This is a genomic window from Embleya sp. NPDC001921 (genome assembly GCF_053594475.1).
Genome location: NZ_JBSFEO010000012.1, coordinates 1 through 12958, shown reverse-complemented (window position 1 = coordinate 12958; position 12958 = coordinate 1). Strand labels below are relative to the sequence as shown.

General features: G+C 71.7%; 13 protein-coding genes. 7 read left to right on the top strand and 6 right to left on the bottom strand.

The genetic code is table 11. From position 1 onward, the window contains the following. Nucleotide 1 precedes the first annotated feature (1 nt). A complete protein-coding gene (locus ACWCPW_RS16350; RefSeq protein ID WP_331771250.1) occupies nucleotides 2-499 on the bottom strand; it encodes a cupin domain-containing protein in 498 nt (165 codons plus the stop codon). A 234-nt stretch (nucleotides 500-733) separates the two neighbouring features. On the opposite strand from ACWCPW_RS16350, the gene ACWCPW_RS16345 reads away from it, so the two are divergent. Further along, nucleotides 734-856 (top strand): hypothetical protein, encoded by a 123-nt coding sequence (locus ACWCPW_RS16345; protein WP_449762214.1) that lies wholly within the window; start codon nucleotides 734-736, stop codon nucleotides 854-856. Between the two features lie 60 nt (nucleotides 857-916). On the opposite strand, the gene glsA is transcribed toward ACWCPW_RS16345, so the two are convergent. After that, complete coding sequence (gene glsA, locus ACWCPW_RS16340; RefSeq protein WP_449762213.1) at nucleotides 917-2290, bottom strand: glutaminase A; 1374 nt, start codon at nucleotides 2288-2290, stop codon at nucleotides 917-919. A 248-nt stretch (nucleotides 2291-2538) separates the two neighbouring features. Next, nucleotides 2539-4698 (bottom strand): RNA polymerase recycling motor ATPase HelR, encoded by a 2160-nt coding sequence (gene helR, locus ACWCPW_RS16335; protein WP_449762364.1) that lies wholly within the window; start codon nucleotides 4696-4698, stop codon nucleotides 2539-2541. Nucleotides 4699-5222: 524 nt separating this feature from the next. Between helR and ACWCPW_RS16330 the strand changes: the two genes are divergently transcribed. The 4 genes from ACWCPW_RS16330 to ACWCPW_RS16315 all read left to right on the top strand — a co-directional run bounded on the left by ACWCPW_RS16330 (nucleotide 5223) and on the right by ACWCPW_RS16315 (nucleotide 8108). Next, nucleotides 5223-5360, top strand: a complete 138-nt coding sequence (locus ACWCPW_RS16330) for a DUF3224 domain-containing protein (RefSeq protein ID WP_449762212.1) — start codon at nucleotides 5223-5225, stop codon at nucleotides 5358-5360. A gap of 227 nt (nucleotides 5361-5587) precedes the next feature. Then, a complete protein-coding gene (locus tag ACWCPW_RS16325) occupies nucleotides 5588-6391 on the top strand; it encodes a sugar phosphate isomerase/epimerase family protein (RefSeq protein WP_449762211.1) in 804 nt (267 codons plus the stop codon). 320 nt (nucleotides 6392-6711) lie between these two features. Next, entirely contained in the window at nucleotides 6712-7632 is a 921-nt protein-coding gene (locus ACWCPW_RS16320) for a hypothetical protein (RefSeq protein WP_449762210.1), read from the top strand. A gap of 65 nt (nucleotides 7633-7697) precedes the next feature. Beyond that, nucleotides 7698-8108 carry a hypothetical protein gene (locus ACWCPW_RS16315; RefSeq protein WP_449762209.1) on the top strand — a complete coding sequence of 137 codons (411 nt, stop codon included), beginning with the start codon at nucleotides 7698-7700 and terminating at the stop codon, nucleotides 8106-8108. 201 nt (nucleotides 8109-8309) lie between these two features. Here the strand turns inward: ACWCPW_RS16315 and ACWCPW_RS16310 are convergent, their stop codons facing one another. After that, nucleotides 8310-8606: a cupin domain-containing protein gene (locus tag ACWCPW_RS16310; protein WP_449762363.1), complete on the bottom strand. Its 297-nt coding sequence runs from the start codon at nucleotides 8604-8606 to the stop codon at nucleotides 8310-8312. Nucleotides 8607-8865: 259 nt separating this feature from the next. Between ACWCPW_RS16310 and ACWCPW_RS16305 the strand changes: the two genes are divergently transcribed. Continuing rightward, nucleotides 8866-9828 carry a GlxA family transcriptional regulator gene (locus tag ACWCPW_RS16305; protein WP_449762208.1) on the top strand — a complete coding sequence of 321 codons (963 nt, stop codon included), beginning with the start codon at nucleotides 8866-8868 and terminating at the stop codon, nucleotides 9826-9828. Nucleotides 9829-9885: 57 nt separating this feature from the next. Here the strand turns inward: ACWCPW_RS16305 and ACWCPW_RS16300 are convergent, their stop codons facing one another. Both ACWCPW_RS16300 and ACWCPW_RS16295 read right to left on the bottom strand, forming a co-directional pair. Next, entirely contained in the window at nucleotides 9886-10749 is an 864-nt protein-coding gene (locus ACWCPW_RS16300) for a helix-turn-helix domain-containing protein (RefSeq protein ID WP_449762207.1), read from the bottom strand. A 97-nt stretch (nucleotides 10750-10846) separates the two neighbouring features. Then, nucleotides 10847-11470, bottom strand: coding sequence for a CGNR zinc finger domain-containing protein (locus ACWCPW_RS16295; RefSeq protein ID WP_449762206.1), 624 nt, complete (start codon nucleotides 11468-11470; stop codon nucleotides 10847-10849). 38 nt (nucleotides 11471-11508) lie between these two features. Between ACWCPW_RS16295 and ACWCPW_RS16290 the strand changes: the two genes are divergently transcribed. Next, nucleotides 11509-12792: an MFS transporter gene (locus ACWCPW_RS16290; protein WP_449762205.1), complete on the top strand. Its 1284-nt coding sequence runs from the start codon at nucleotides 11509-11511 to the stop codon at nucleotides 12790-12792. The last annotated feature ends 166 nt before the right edge of the window (nucleotides 12793-12958 follow it).

Here is a 12958-nt window from a genome sequence, read left to right as displayed (position 1 = left end):
CCTACCCCCCGAGGTCCACCCAGTGGTTGTCGTGCCGCAGGAAGAACTGCGCGCGCTCCTTGTCGGTGAGGTGTTCGAGCTCGGGAATGCCCTCGAAGTAGGCCTCGCGCGGCGCACCGGGCGCGAATTGGAGCAACATCGAGGCCGGCTCGCCGGACTCGTTGCGGAACGCGTGCAGGCCGCCGACCGGCACGTACAGGAAGTCGCCCGCCTTGGCGTCGCGCCACGCCTCGCCGTCGAACAGCCGGATCGTGCCGGACAGCACGAAGAACGACTCGGAGATGGTCCGGTGGAAGTGCGTTCCCGGACCGCTGGGCACCGCGTGCATGTCCACCCGATACAGACCGAACTCGCCGTCCGTGGACTCGGTCGTGGCCAGGTAGTGGTAGCTCGCGCCGGCCGTGGTCAGTTCGGGCGGGTGCTCGGCCGGCCGGAAACGGGCGCTGACGTCGCCGCCCTCGTCGTGGTACCGGACTTCGGGGTAGGTCGGGTAGGACATTTCCGGGACTCCTGGTGGGATCGACGTGTTCGGGATGGGGTTCGAGGTGCGCGTGTGACGGGTGAGGCCTGGCGTACGGGTCGTGCTTCGAGTCCCGTGCCCGGGGCTCCGGGTGTGTGCCTCGGGATCGCAGCGGGAGGTTCGCCGGGATCCCCCCACACCGATGAGTTTCCGGCCGGCCGCGAGTCGAAGCATGTGACGGCTCGGAAACCAGTACGACTGTTCGAACCCGGCGTGCTGCCGACCGCTTTCGCCCTCACCGGCTCGCGCACCACCGGGGCCGGCGTCGTGATCAGTTCGTACGAGCGCACGGGCGCGCCCACCTACGGCACGTACGAACCGCCCGAGAGCGCGTAGGCCACGCGGTGTCGCGGGACGGGTCGGGACCGGCTTCGTCGAAGCCCGAACAGGCCCTCCTCACTCGGAGGATCCGGCCGGTGCCGCCGGCTCCAGCAGCCGGTCCTCGGACCAGGCCACCGCCTCCGCACGGCTGCGGAACGGGATCCACGGCGCCGGATCGCCGTCGTCGCCGATCGGGTCCAGCAGCGGCTCGCGGGCGGCGATGGCGATCTCGTGGCCGGAGGAGGCGAGGTCGGCCAGGGTGGCGTCCAGCATGGCCGCCGAGCCGACGGCCATCCGGGTGACCCGGTCCAGGTCCAGCACGATCCAGCCCGGGGCGGGCGGCGTGTACTCGCGCAGCGCGTGCAGCAGGTGTTCCGTCTCGGTGAACTCCAGGATCCCCTGCGCCCGAATGATCACGATGCGATGTCCCTCGCGGTCCAGCGTGGCGCGCTGCGCCGGGGTGCGGGCCCGATGGGAGGGGTGGTCGAGTGCGGTGGTGACGTCGGTGACGGTCGCGGCGTGCCGACCCGGTTGGTGCATCAGGTGCAACGCGAAGCGTTCGGAGAGCTCGGTGAGCGCGACCACACCGCGTACCGGGTTGCCCGCGCGATCCAGGGGCGGGCTGTGCACGGCGATCCCGAAGCGGGCGGGGCTGCACGCGATCAGGCCGCCGGACACCCCGCTCTTGGCGGGCAGCCCCACCCGCAGCAGCCATTCGCCCGCGGTGTCGTACATCCCGCAGGTGGCCATCACCGCGAGCGTGCGAACCGCCACCGACTCGGCGATCACCCGGTCGCCGGTGACCGGGTTGACCCCGCCGTCGGCCAGCGTCGCGGCCATCACCGCCAGATCCGCCACCCGGACCCGGATCGAGCACTGGCGGAAGTACGTGCGCACGGTCTCGTCCACGTCGCCGGACAACGATCCCGCGCCGCGCATCAGGTAGGCCAGGGCCCGGTTGCGGTCCCCGGTGTCGACCTCGGAGTGGTACACGTCCTCGTCGACGTCCAGGGGCCGGCCCGCGAACGCGGACAGGCACGCCCGGATCCGCTCGAAGCGGTCCTCCGGGTCGGCCGCCGGGACCAGGGAGGTGGTCACGATCGCGCCGGCGTTCACCATCGGGTTCGCCGGTCGGCCCGTGCCGGGTTCGAGGCTGATCGCGTTGAACGCCTCCCCGCTGGGTTCGGCGCCGACCCGACGGGCCACCTCGGCCGGGCCCAGCTCGGACAGCGCGAGCGCGTAGACGAACGGCTTGGACACCGACTGGATGCTGAACGGCTCGTCGGTGTCGCCGGCGAGGTAGCAGTTGCCGGACATGCTGACCAGGGCCAGCCCGAACGTCCCGGGGTCGGCCGAGGCCAACTGCGGGATGTAGTCGGCGACCTCACCGTCGGTCAGCGAGCTCAGCCGATCGTGGATCTCGATCATCGACGCGGTCACCGGGTCCATGGCGCCGACCCACCCCTCGCCGACCGAAACCCCGCACTTCGTCGCACCGTTCCGCTCCCGTCCGTCAGCCGAGGCCACCCGTCGCGCTCTTCGGCCCGATCGCGAGCCGAGTTCGCGGGCAACGGAGAGTCACCTATCGGCTTCGGGCCTAAACGCCCGGCCGGCAGATGGAAGCCACGAGGCCGACCCGGCCGGGCCGGCGGGACGCCGATCACGCACAGCGGTCCCGCCGGTCGGCGGTCACGGCGTCACGAGCCGGTGAGGATGACGAGTTGCCGGGTCGCCCTGGTCATCGCGACATAGCGGTCGACCGCTCCTTCGACGCCGTCGCCGAACGTCTCCGGGTCGATCAGGACGACCAGGTCGAACTCGAGTCCCTTCGACAACTCCGGGGTCAGCGACCGCACGCGGGACGTCGCCCGGAAGGTGGGATCGCCGATGACGCAGGCGATGCCCTCGGCGTGCTCGGCGAGCCACGTGTCGAGGATCGAGGTCAGCTCCGCGGTGGATCCGTGCCGCACGGGGACGCCGGCGCTGCGGATGGAGGTCGGCACGTTGGCGTCCGGAAGCACTGCCCGGATGACCGGCTCGGCCTCCGTCATGATCTCCTCCGGCGTCCGGTAGTTGATGCTCAGCGAGGCCAGGTTGATCCGGTCGAGCCCGACGCGCTCCAGCCGTTCCTGCCACGACTCGGTGAACCCGTGCCTGGCCTGGGCGCGGTCGCCGACGATGGTGAAGCTCCGGGAGGGGCAGCGCAGCAGCAACATCTGCCACTCCGCGTCGGTCAGTTCCTGCGCCTCGTCCACGACGATGTGCGCGAACGGCCCGGCGAGCAGGTCCGGTTCGACGCCGGACCGGGTGCTCTCGTCGATCAGGGAGTGCTGGAGATCCTCTCCGCGCAGCATCGTGACCACTCCCTCACCGTCGTCGTCGGCTTCGAGCAGGGCGTCGACGACGTCGTCCATGCGCTTGCGTTCCGCGGCGACGGCGGCGTCCTGCCGACGCTTGCGCCGCGCCGCCTCCGGGTCGCCGAGCCGCTGCCGTGCCACGTCCAGCAGCGGCAGGTCGGACACCGTCCAGGCTTGGGCGTCCGCGCGCTGCAGCGTGCGCACCTCCTCGGGGCTCAGCCAGGGCGCGCACATCCGCAGGTAGGCGGGTACCGTCCACAGGTCTCCGACCAGGTCGGACGCTTCGAGCAGCGGCCACGCGCCGTTGAAGGCGGTGAGCAGTTCCCGGTTCTGCCGCAGGGACCTGCGCAACAGGTCGACCGAGACGTCCTCGTCCTCGTCGTCGTGCTTGTCCACCAGGATCGTGAGCAGCTCCTCCCAGATCCGCTCGCGCGCCTCGTTGTGCGGCATACCGGGTTCCGCCGCCTCGAACGCCTCGGCCCAGTCGGCGGCGGTCAGCCGGACATCGGACCAGTGGGTCGTGATCGTCATGCCCTTGGTCGGGCGTTCCTCGTAGAACCGGACGGCCGCCTCGATCGCCTTCACCAGGTCCGCGGACGACTTCAGCCGGGCCACCTCCGGATCCGCCTCCACCGCGGCCGCGGCCCCCTCGGCGACCAGGTCCCGCAGCGTGCAGGTCTGTACGCCCTCCTCGCCGAGGCTGGGCAGGACGTCGGCGACATAGCCCAGGTAGGGCTGGTGCGGACCGACGACCAGCACGCCGCCCCGGCGGTGACCCAGGTGCGGGTCGGAGTACAGGAGGTAGGCCGAGCGGTGCAGGGCGACGACGGTCTTCCCGGTACCCGGACCGCCGTCGACGACGAGAGCGCCCCGCGATCCCGCGCGGATGATGGCGTCCTGGTCGGCCTGGATGGTACCGAGCACGTCCCGCATCCGGCTCGACCGGTTGCCGCCCAGGCTCGCGATGAAGGCGGACTGGTCGTCGAGCGCGGCGTGCCCGTCGATCTCGTCCGGGTTGAACACCTCGTCCCAGTAGTCGCTGATCCGACCGCGGGTCCAGCGGTATCGGCGCCGGCCGGCCAGACCCATCGGGTTGCCGTGGGTGGCGCCGAAGAACGGCTCGGCCGCGGGGGTGCGCCAGTCGATCAACAGTCGGCGACCCGCGCTGTCGGTCAGGCCGAGCCGTCCGACGTACACGGGCTCGGAGTCCTCCGCGCCGACCATGTGTCCCAGGCACAGGTCCAGACCGAAGCGACGCAGTGCCCGCAGGCGGGTGGTCAGCCGGTGGATCTCGATGTCCCGGTCCATCGCCTGCCGACCCTTGCCGCCGGGCGACTTGCGCGCGGCGTCGAGGCGGTCGGACAGCTCGGCGATCGACTGGTCGAGGCACTCCGCGATGGCCGCGAAGTGCCGCTCGTCGCCGGCGATCAGCGCCGGATCGGCCTTGGCGGCGAGGCGGTTGGGGAGGTCGAAGGCACTGGTGGTGGTCAGGGAGTTCAGGGATTGCACGGCAAAGCTCCGATCTGAGGTCGCTTGCGACCATGGCGCGTGGCAGGGCGTTCGGACCGTCGTGGCGGACCCGGTGGTGGTGGGTTCCGGCCCGAGGGTCCGAGTGGTTACGCGGATACGGGCGACCCGTCCCGGCTGATCGCGGCGAGCGGCGGTTCCGGGAAGTCCGCCGGCGCGCACACCCGCACCTCGGCGCCCGGGTCCCGCAAGCGCGGCGCGGGTCCCACCGCCGGTTCGGCGTCCCCCCGCGACCCATCCGTCGACAACAACACACGCACTTCGTGAATCTCCCATTTCCGCAGATGACGGCCCAAGTTCCGGCTCAGGTCGATGATTCTGCGGTACGACCGGGGCCTTGCCGCAAGGCCCCCGGTGCGCTATATGTTGTACATGGCGAGGAGAGCGTGTTCCCTCGCCTCTTTTCATGCGGCCGCCGGACGGACCTCCCGCGCGAAGCAGCGAAGCGACGGTGCGGCGGCGCGGTGCGTACGGCCCCGGGTTCGTGGACACTCCGCGTGAGTGCCGAGGAGTTGGCCATCCGGGTGGTCGCGGGTACCGGTACGGACGAACTCGTCGGGATCGGCGGCACGCTCGACATCGTCCGGGCGGACGACGACGGCCACACCTATGTACTGCACCACATGCTCGGCTGAACGGGGCCGTGTCGCGCCGGGTCGGCCCCGGGGCACCTCCGGCGGCGGGACACACCGGGAGCAATCTTGACCGACGATCGGCGGCGATCTAACCTCCGAAGCGGAAAGCGCTTTCCATACCCGGCGTGCCCGACCCACCGGACGCTCCCGGCAGGACGGCCGGGACCGACGGAACCGACGGGACCGAGCCGCCCGGGTCTCGCGCCGGGCAAGAGAGTCGAGGACACGTGAGCACACCCGAGGATCGTCGCAAGTGGGCGTTCAGTACGCTCGGCGCCCCCGGTCGACCGGTCCACGAGCACATCGTCCGGGCCATCCGACACGGCTGCACGGGTCTGGAACTACGGGTACACCAGGACGAGTTCGTCAATCTGGACCTTCCCGCCGGCGAACGTCGGGCAATGCGCGGCAGCATCGCCGACGCCGGCCTCGAAGTGCCCTGCCTGGCCGGTTACGCCGGCATCTGCGCACCCACGCCCGACCCGATCGTGCTCTCCACGATCCACCGACTCCTGGACCTGGCCCACGACCTGGCCGCACCGGCCGTCCGGATCTTCCCGGGCGGCACCGGCGAGGGCGACGCCGAGCGCGCCGAACGCCGACTGGCGACCCTGCTCCCGGAGGCGACCGCACGCGGCGTGACCCTGCTCGTGGAAACCCACGACTCGCACCCCACCGGCGCGGCGGTGGCGGACCTGGTGCGACCGTTCGGCGGCGCGGTCGGGGTGATCTGGGACGCGCTGCACCCGTGGCGCCACGGCGAGGCCCCCGCCGACACGGCCGCCGCCCTGGCCGGCCTGCTGCGCTACGTGCAGATCAAGGACGCCGCATCCGCCGGCGACACCGCACCGGTCCCCCTGGGCACCGGCTCGGTACCCCTCACCGTCATCGGCACCACGCTGCGCGAACACGATTGGCACGGCTGGATCTCGCTGGAGTGGGAGAAGGCCTGGTATCCGGAGGCCGTCTCGTTGGACGAGGCACTCCCGGCCGCCGCCGCCTGGGTGGCCCGGTTCGGCTCGCCCGGTTAGGCCCTGCCCGATACCCCGACAGCGGTTCGGTATCCGCCCTGGTCGGAGGCATCGCCGGGGGTGGAGGCGAGGGGCGGCGGACCGGGGCCGGTCGCGGCGAGCCACCGCCCCATCCGCGGTACCTCCGGGACGGCGAACGTCACCGGTGCGGGCACTTCGCCCCGAATCCACAAGGCCGGAATGCGCCGCTCCGTGCTCGCTTTCCGGATAGTGGCGGAAGTCGGCTCCCGGCTCTACTTGCTCCATGATCACCATGGCCGAATCGATGCGGTGCCGGCTTGAAATCAACGCCATGCAGTCGCGACCCAAGGACGTGTGAGGTGAGCGGCAGATGGGTCGCACGCCCCCCGCTGCGCGTCCTCGCGGCACTTGCCTGTGCGTCGATCCTCGCCCTGGCCGGTTGCGCGGCCGAAGACGACGAAGCCGCAGGCGGGAAGCCGCCGGCGTCGGAGTCGCCCCGCACTCCGCAGTCCTCGGAACAGGGGCCGCCACCGCCGATCGCGGCGCCCCGGCGCCTGACCGACATGCGCGGACAACTCCTTCCGATCGAGCCCTACCTCCTCGACCTCGACCAGATGCGGCTCATCCAGAACGCTCGGAGCGTCCTCGTCTCCGCATGCCTCAAGCGGCGCGGATTCGATGTCACTCTCCCCGTCGCGGCGGCCGGCACCGGCCCCAATACCCAGTCGGAGATGCGGTACGGGGCAGACCGGGCGGCGGCCGCGCAGTACGGGTATCGGGAGCCCGGCGCCGCGGTACACAAGCGCACGCTGCCGCCGATGTCGGACGCCGCACAGGAGGCACTGCTCGGCACGGGCGGCTGCGTCGAGGAGGTCGACGCCTCGTTCGCCGCCAAGGGCCTGCTGACCCAGGACCCCGACGTCGTGGTGAACATCAACATGAACAACATGCAGCGCTCGATCCGGGACGAGCGGGTCACCACCGCGTTCCGGGCGTGGTCCGGCTGTATGCGCGCCAAGGGTTTCGACTACCCAACGCCCATGGACGCGTCTGCCGACCAGCGCTGGCAGCAGGGATCGACCGCATCGCCGCAGGAGATCGCCACGGCCGTCGCGCACAGCGATTGCATGCGTGACAACGACGTCGCCGGCACCTGGTTTGCCGTCGAATCCGCGTACGAGCAGCGGGACATCGACGCGCACCAAGCCGAACTCGCGGACCTCGAGCGCCGCACCGAAGCAACCTTGCGCTTCTGCGCCGAGGTGACCGGACAGCGCTGACCGGCATTTCCGGGACGCCCTGACGGTAGTCAACCCCCGCAAATCTCCCCTGAAAGGGGTAATTCATGCGCATCAGGCAAGCTCTCTCCATCGCGGTCGCCGCAGTCGCGGTCGCGGCGGGCACCGTGGCCATCGCCCCGTCTGCACAGGCCGCCGGGCCCGGCAACTGCCAGTTGTACGACGCCTGTTACTACTACAACTCGAACCGGGGGGGCGCGTTCCACGGGTTCGACAGGGCAACGGCCATCACCGTCGAGCGCTTCGGAGGAGGTGGCAACGGCCAGGGAAGGCTCGTGAAGAACGACGCCGCCTACGTCCTCAATCGCAACGGGTACACCCTGCGGGTCGACTACAACTCCTCGAACCGGTGCGCTTACGCCTGCCAGTACGTTCCGGCGTGGACCGGCACCAACCTGAACTCGACCCTCCAGAACAACAACGCGGCGCACATCTGGGTCGGCAACTGGTCCGACTGACGTCGAATTCCGGGCTGGGTACTGTGCACGGCACAGCGCCCGCGGACGGATCGGTCGGGCCTCGAGCCCGGCCGATCCTTTGACGAACTCCCTTACATAGTCTCCGAGTTCCGTCTATATCCCACGACGAGGATGCCAACGGACATTGCATCCCGTAGGGGTGATGTGACCCGACGCCGTACGGTCGACCGGGCCCGGTCCTCAGGTCGTCGGTGCGGGGGTCATGGAGATGCCCAGCATGCGGGCGCCCGTTTCGCTGCGGGGGCGGTGGCGGCTGCCCGGCGCGAAGACCACGTAGCTGCCGGCGGGGTGGCGGTCGGTGCCCTCGATCACCTCGCCGCTGAGGACGTAATAGCGCTCCTCGGTGGCATGCACGTCCACTTCGGGCCATTCCGTCCCCGGGGCGAAGTCGATCAGCCAGCCGCGGGCGTACTCGGTGCCCGCCAGGCGGCGTCGGACGATCCCCGGGGCCACGTCGATCGGGGTGACGTCGTCCACGTGTACGGCGGATTTCCCGGCAGTCGGGTTCTCGGTTTCGGTCCGGTTCGTGGTCTCGCCGGGGTTCGTGGTCTCGGCGGGGTTCTCGATCGCGCACGGGGTCTTGGTGTGGTTCGGGTTCCCGATCGCGCTCGGTGTCTCGGTGTGGCTTGGAGTCTCGGTGCGGTTCGGGGTCTCGATCTCGCTCATGCGTCCACTCTGGTCCGGGGCTACCGGCCCGGACAGTGTCGGGAAAGACTCCTGTGGGTATATTCCTGCCATGCGTCGTCATCGGGTCGTGGCCGTGCTGAACCCGCCGCAGTCGCCGTTCGAGTTGGCCTGCGCCGCCGAGGTCTTCGGCACCGTGCGCCCGGATCTGCCGACGCACTACGACTTCCGGATCTGTACGCAGTCCCCCGGCCCACTGCCGACGACCACCGGCTACGCGCTGGTCGTGGAGGCCGGGCTGGACGCCCTGGCCGAGGCGGACACCGTGGTCGTGCCGGGCTGGCAACCACCGGGTGGCGAGGTGTCGGCCGAGGTCCTGGCCGCCCTGCGGGCCGCGCACCGTCGAGGCGCGCGGATGGTCGCGATCTGTACCGGCGCCTTCGTCCTGGCCCGGGCCGGGCTGCTCGACGGCCGCCGCGCCACCACCCACTGGCGCCGGACCGCACAATTCGCCGCCGGCTTCCCCGAGGTCGTCGTGGACCCGGACGTGCTCTACGTGGACCACGGCGACGTGGCCACCAGTGCCGGCACGGGCGCGGGCATCGACCTGTGCCTGCACCTGGTCCGGACCGACCACGGTGCCGGGTACGCCGCCCAAATCGCCCGCAGCATGGTGCTCCCGCCGCACCGCGAGGGCAGCCAACTCCAGTACGCGACCCACCCGACCCCGGCCCGGAACGGCGAATCGTTGGCCCCGCTGCTCGACTGGGCGGCGGAGCGCCTGGAGACCCCGCTGACCCTGGACCGACTCGCCGAGCAGGCCGGCCTGTCCGGCCGCACCCTGGCCCGCCGGTTCGCCGAACAGCTCGGCGTCAGCCCCGGACAATGGCTGCTCGGCCGACGCGTCGACGCGGCCCGGATCCTGCTCGAACAGACCGACCTGCCGGTGGAGACCATCGCCGGTCGCGTCGGCCTCACCAGCGCCGTCAACCTGCGCCGCCACTTCCGCTCCCGCGTCGGCACCACACCCGGCGCCTACCGCCGTACCTTCGGCGAGACCCGAACACCACAGTGAACCAACCGGATTCGCGGAAGCGCCGAACCCGGGCGGCCGGCACTCGCGCCTCGGCGGCTACCCGGGCGACCCCGGCGGGTCGTTCGTCCCCGCGAGGCGGGACAGCTCGCGCAGAATGCGGCGGCCCGCCTCGTCCGGTTCCGCGGGTTGGTACATGGTGATGCGCCGGCCGCCCTCCATCCGCAGCACCTCGAACGCGAGGGTGATCCCGCCGAGTCGCGGATGCCGGAAGGCCTGCCGGTCGCTGCGCCGCCGGCGGACGTCATAGCGTTCCCAGTGGGCCACGAACTCCGGGCTGGTGGAGCCGAGTTCGTCGACGAGCGCGGCCAGTTCGCGATCGGCCGGATCGGCGGCGAGGAGCGAGCGCAATTGGGCGGTGGTGCCGGCCGCGACCCGTTCCCAGTCGATGAACAGCGCCCGCGCCGCCGGGTGCAGGAACAGGTAGCGGACGGTGTTGCGCCGCTCGGGCGCCCACTCGGCCAACCCGGGGAAGAGCACGAATGCCTCGGGGTTGGCCGCCAGGATGTCACTGGTGCGGGTGAGCAGATAGGCGGGCCAGGGCCGGACGCGTTCCACCAGGGCGAGGATGCCCGGTCGCACCTCACGATCCGCCGGTGAGCCCCCGGCCGACGCGCGCTCGGCCGCGTGGTTGGCCAGCGCGTACAGATGCGCGTGTTCCTCTTCGTTCAACCGCAACGCGGCGGCGAGTCCGTCCAGGACCGTGCCGCCGGGATGGTTCTCGCGGCCCTGCTCCAGGCGCGTGTAGTACTGGATGCTCAATCCCGCCAGTGCGGCCAGCTCCTCCCGGCGCAGGCCCTGGGTACGACGCAGACCGGTGCCCGCGGGCAGCCCGACATCGCCGGGCTGAAGGCGCGCGCGGCGGGCTTGCAGGAATTCTCCGAGCGGGTGTGTTGGTGTCACCTCTCGATTGTCACAAAGTCACCGCCACAAAGACGGGGGCCGCGTACCGGTGCGCGGGACGCGGCCCTCCCGGCGATCGACGTGTGGGCTCGGCGCGCTATGCCCGGCCACGTCGGTGCGCCGCGACCCGTTCGCGGGTCGCGCAGCGGCGGGAGCAGTAGCGGCGGGGCGGGCCGCTGCCCTCGTTGGTGAAGACGTGGTCGCAGGTGCTCGACGCGCAGACACCGCCGGGTGGGCGCTGCCGGTCCCAGACCAGGATGGTCAGCGCCAGACAGGCCGAGGCGAGGAACCATTCGCCCCATGGCGCGTCGTCGTCGCCGTCCAGGTGCGGGTGCCACGGGCTGCGGCCGGCGTGCGAGGTGAGCCGGAGGGTGCCTCGGCCGCGCCGGAGCAGGCGATTGAGCGCGGCCGCGGCGGCGTCGACGTCCTCCGCGGCGAAGACCGCGCGCAGCAGCAGCGCGGCGGCGCGCAGGTCGGTGACGTCGGACGCGGTCAGGTCGAGGGGGTCGGACTCCCCGTACGCGCGCAGCAGTTCCGCGATGTCCGCCGGGGCAGGCGGGGCAGGCGGGGCAGGCGGGGCAGGCGGGGCAGGGTCCGTCGCCGGGTCGGCGGCCGTGAGGGCGTTGACCAGGGCGACCGTTCGGCGGGTCACGGCCTGGACCGAGTGGCGGGTGCTGGATCGCTCGTCGTTCGATGGCGGCACAGGACGACTGTAACGCATCTGGTGAATATTTGAGTTACCTGCGTAACGTGACGCGCATGACAAAGCGTTACGGATTGTGGTCCTGCCTCGCCGGAGCTGCCGCCGCGCGCACGGGCGATGAGATGTCGGGGCCGGCCCTGCTCCTGGCCGGGCTCGCGGCCACCGGATCGGCGGCCACCGGGTCGGCGCTGCTCGCGGCCGTCACCGCCTCGGCGGCGCTCGGCGGCCCGGTCTTCGGCGTCCTGCTCGACCGCTCGGCCCGACCGGGACGGATGTTGACCGCCGCGCTCGCCGGCTACGCGGTCGCGCTCGGGATGATCCTGTCCGCGCTGGGCGTGGTCCCGCTCGCGATCACCCTGCTGATCGCCGTGGGCGCGGGCCTCCTGGGCCCGGCCCTGTCCGGTGGCTGGACCTCACAGTTGCCCCGCGTCGTACCGGCCACCGATCTGCCTCGGGCCACCGCGTTCGACGCGATGACCTTCAACCTGGCGAGCCTGACCGGACCGGCCCTGGCCGGCGTCGTGGCGAGCGGGGCCGGCGCCGACACCGGGGTGATCGTTTCCCTGACGCTGATCTGCCTCGCACTGCCGGCGGCGTGGACCCTGCCCTCGTCCCGGGGCCGCGCCGCACGGGCGGGCCCGACCACGTCGATCGGCACCGACCTGGCGGCCGGCTTTCGCGTCATCGCCCGTACCCCGTCGCTGGCCCGGGCCACCGCCGCCTCGATGTGGTCCTGTGTGGGCCAGGGCATCCTGATCGCGTACAGCCCCGTGCTCGGCGACCGGGTGCTCGACTCTCCGGCGCGCGGCACCATCCTGCTCTCGGTCGTGGCGGCCTCGGCACTCGCGACCAACACACTCCTGGCCCGCCATCCCCACACGATGGGTCCGGACACCGTGATGTGGTGCGGGCCGCTGGTCCTGGCCGGTGCGCTGCTCGTCGCGACGATCGGCCACCCGGTGGCGCTGATCGCCGCGATGCTGCTCGCCGGTATCGGCGAGGGCCCGCAACTGACCGCGCTGTTCGCCATCCGCCACCGCGAGGCACCCGCCCACCTGCGCGGCCGGATCTTCACCACCGGCGCCGGCCTGAAGATCACCGCCCTCGCCCTCGGCGCGGCCCTCACCGGGCCCCTCACCACCCCGACGCTCCCGCTCCCCCTCTACGCGGCGGCCGGATGCCAGGCCCTGGCCGCCCTCACGTTCTCCATCCGTCCCTCGCCGAAGCACCGCACGCACCCGACAACCGAGGCGAACCCGCCCCCCACTCCCGGCTACCGCACGGCACACACCGACGAGACCGGCCCGGATCCGCGACGGAGCGACCTGGCCGGGCCTTGACCAAGGCACAAACGACCGGGCCGGGCTTTGACCAACGAACAGACGACCGGGCCGGGCCTTGCGGTGGGCGGCGTGGTGTGTGGCGTGGTGGGTGGCGTGCTGGTCAGGGGCGGATGATGTAGCGGCCGCGGAGGCCGCCTGCGGCGGTGGCCCGGTGGGCGTCGGC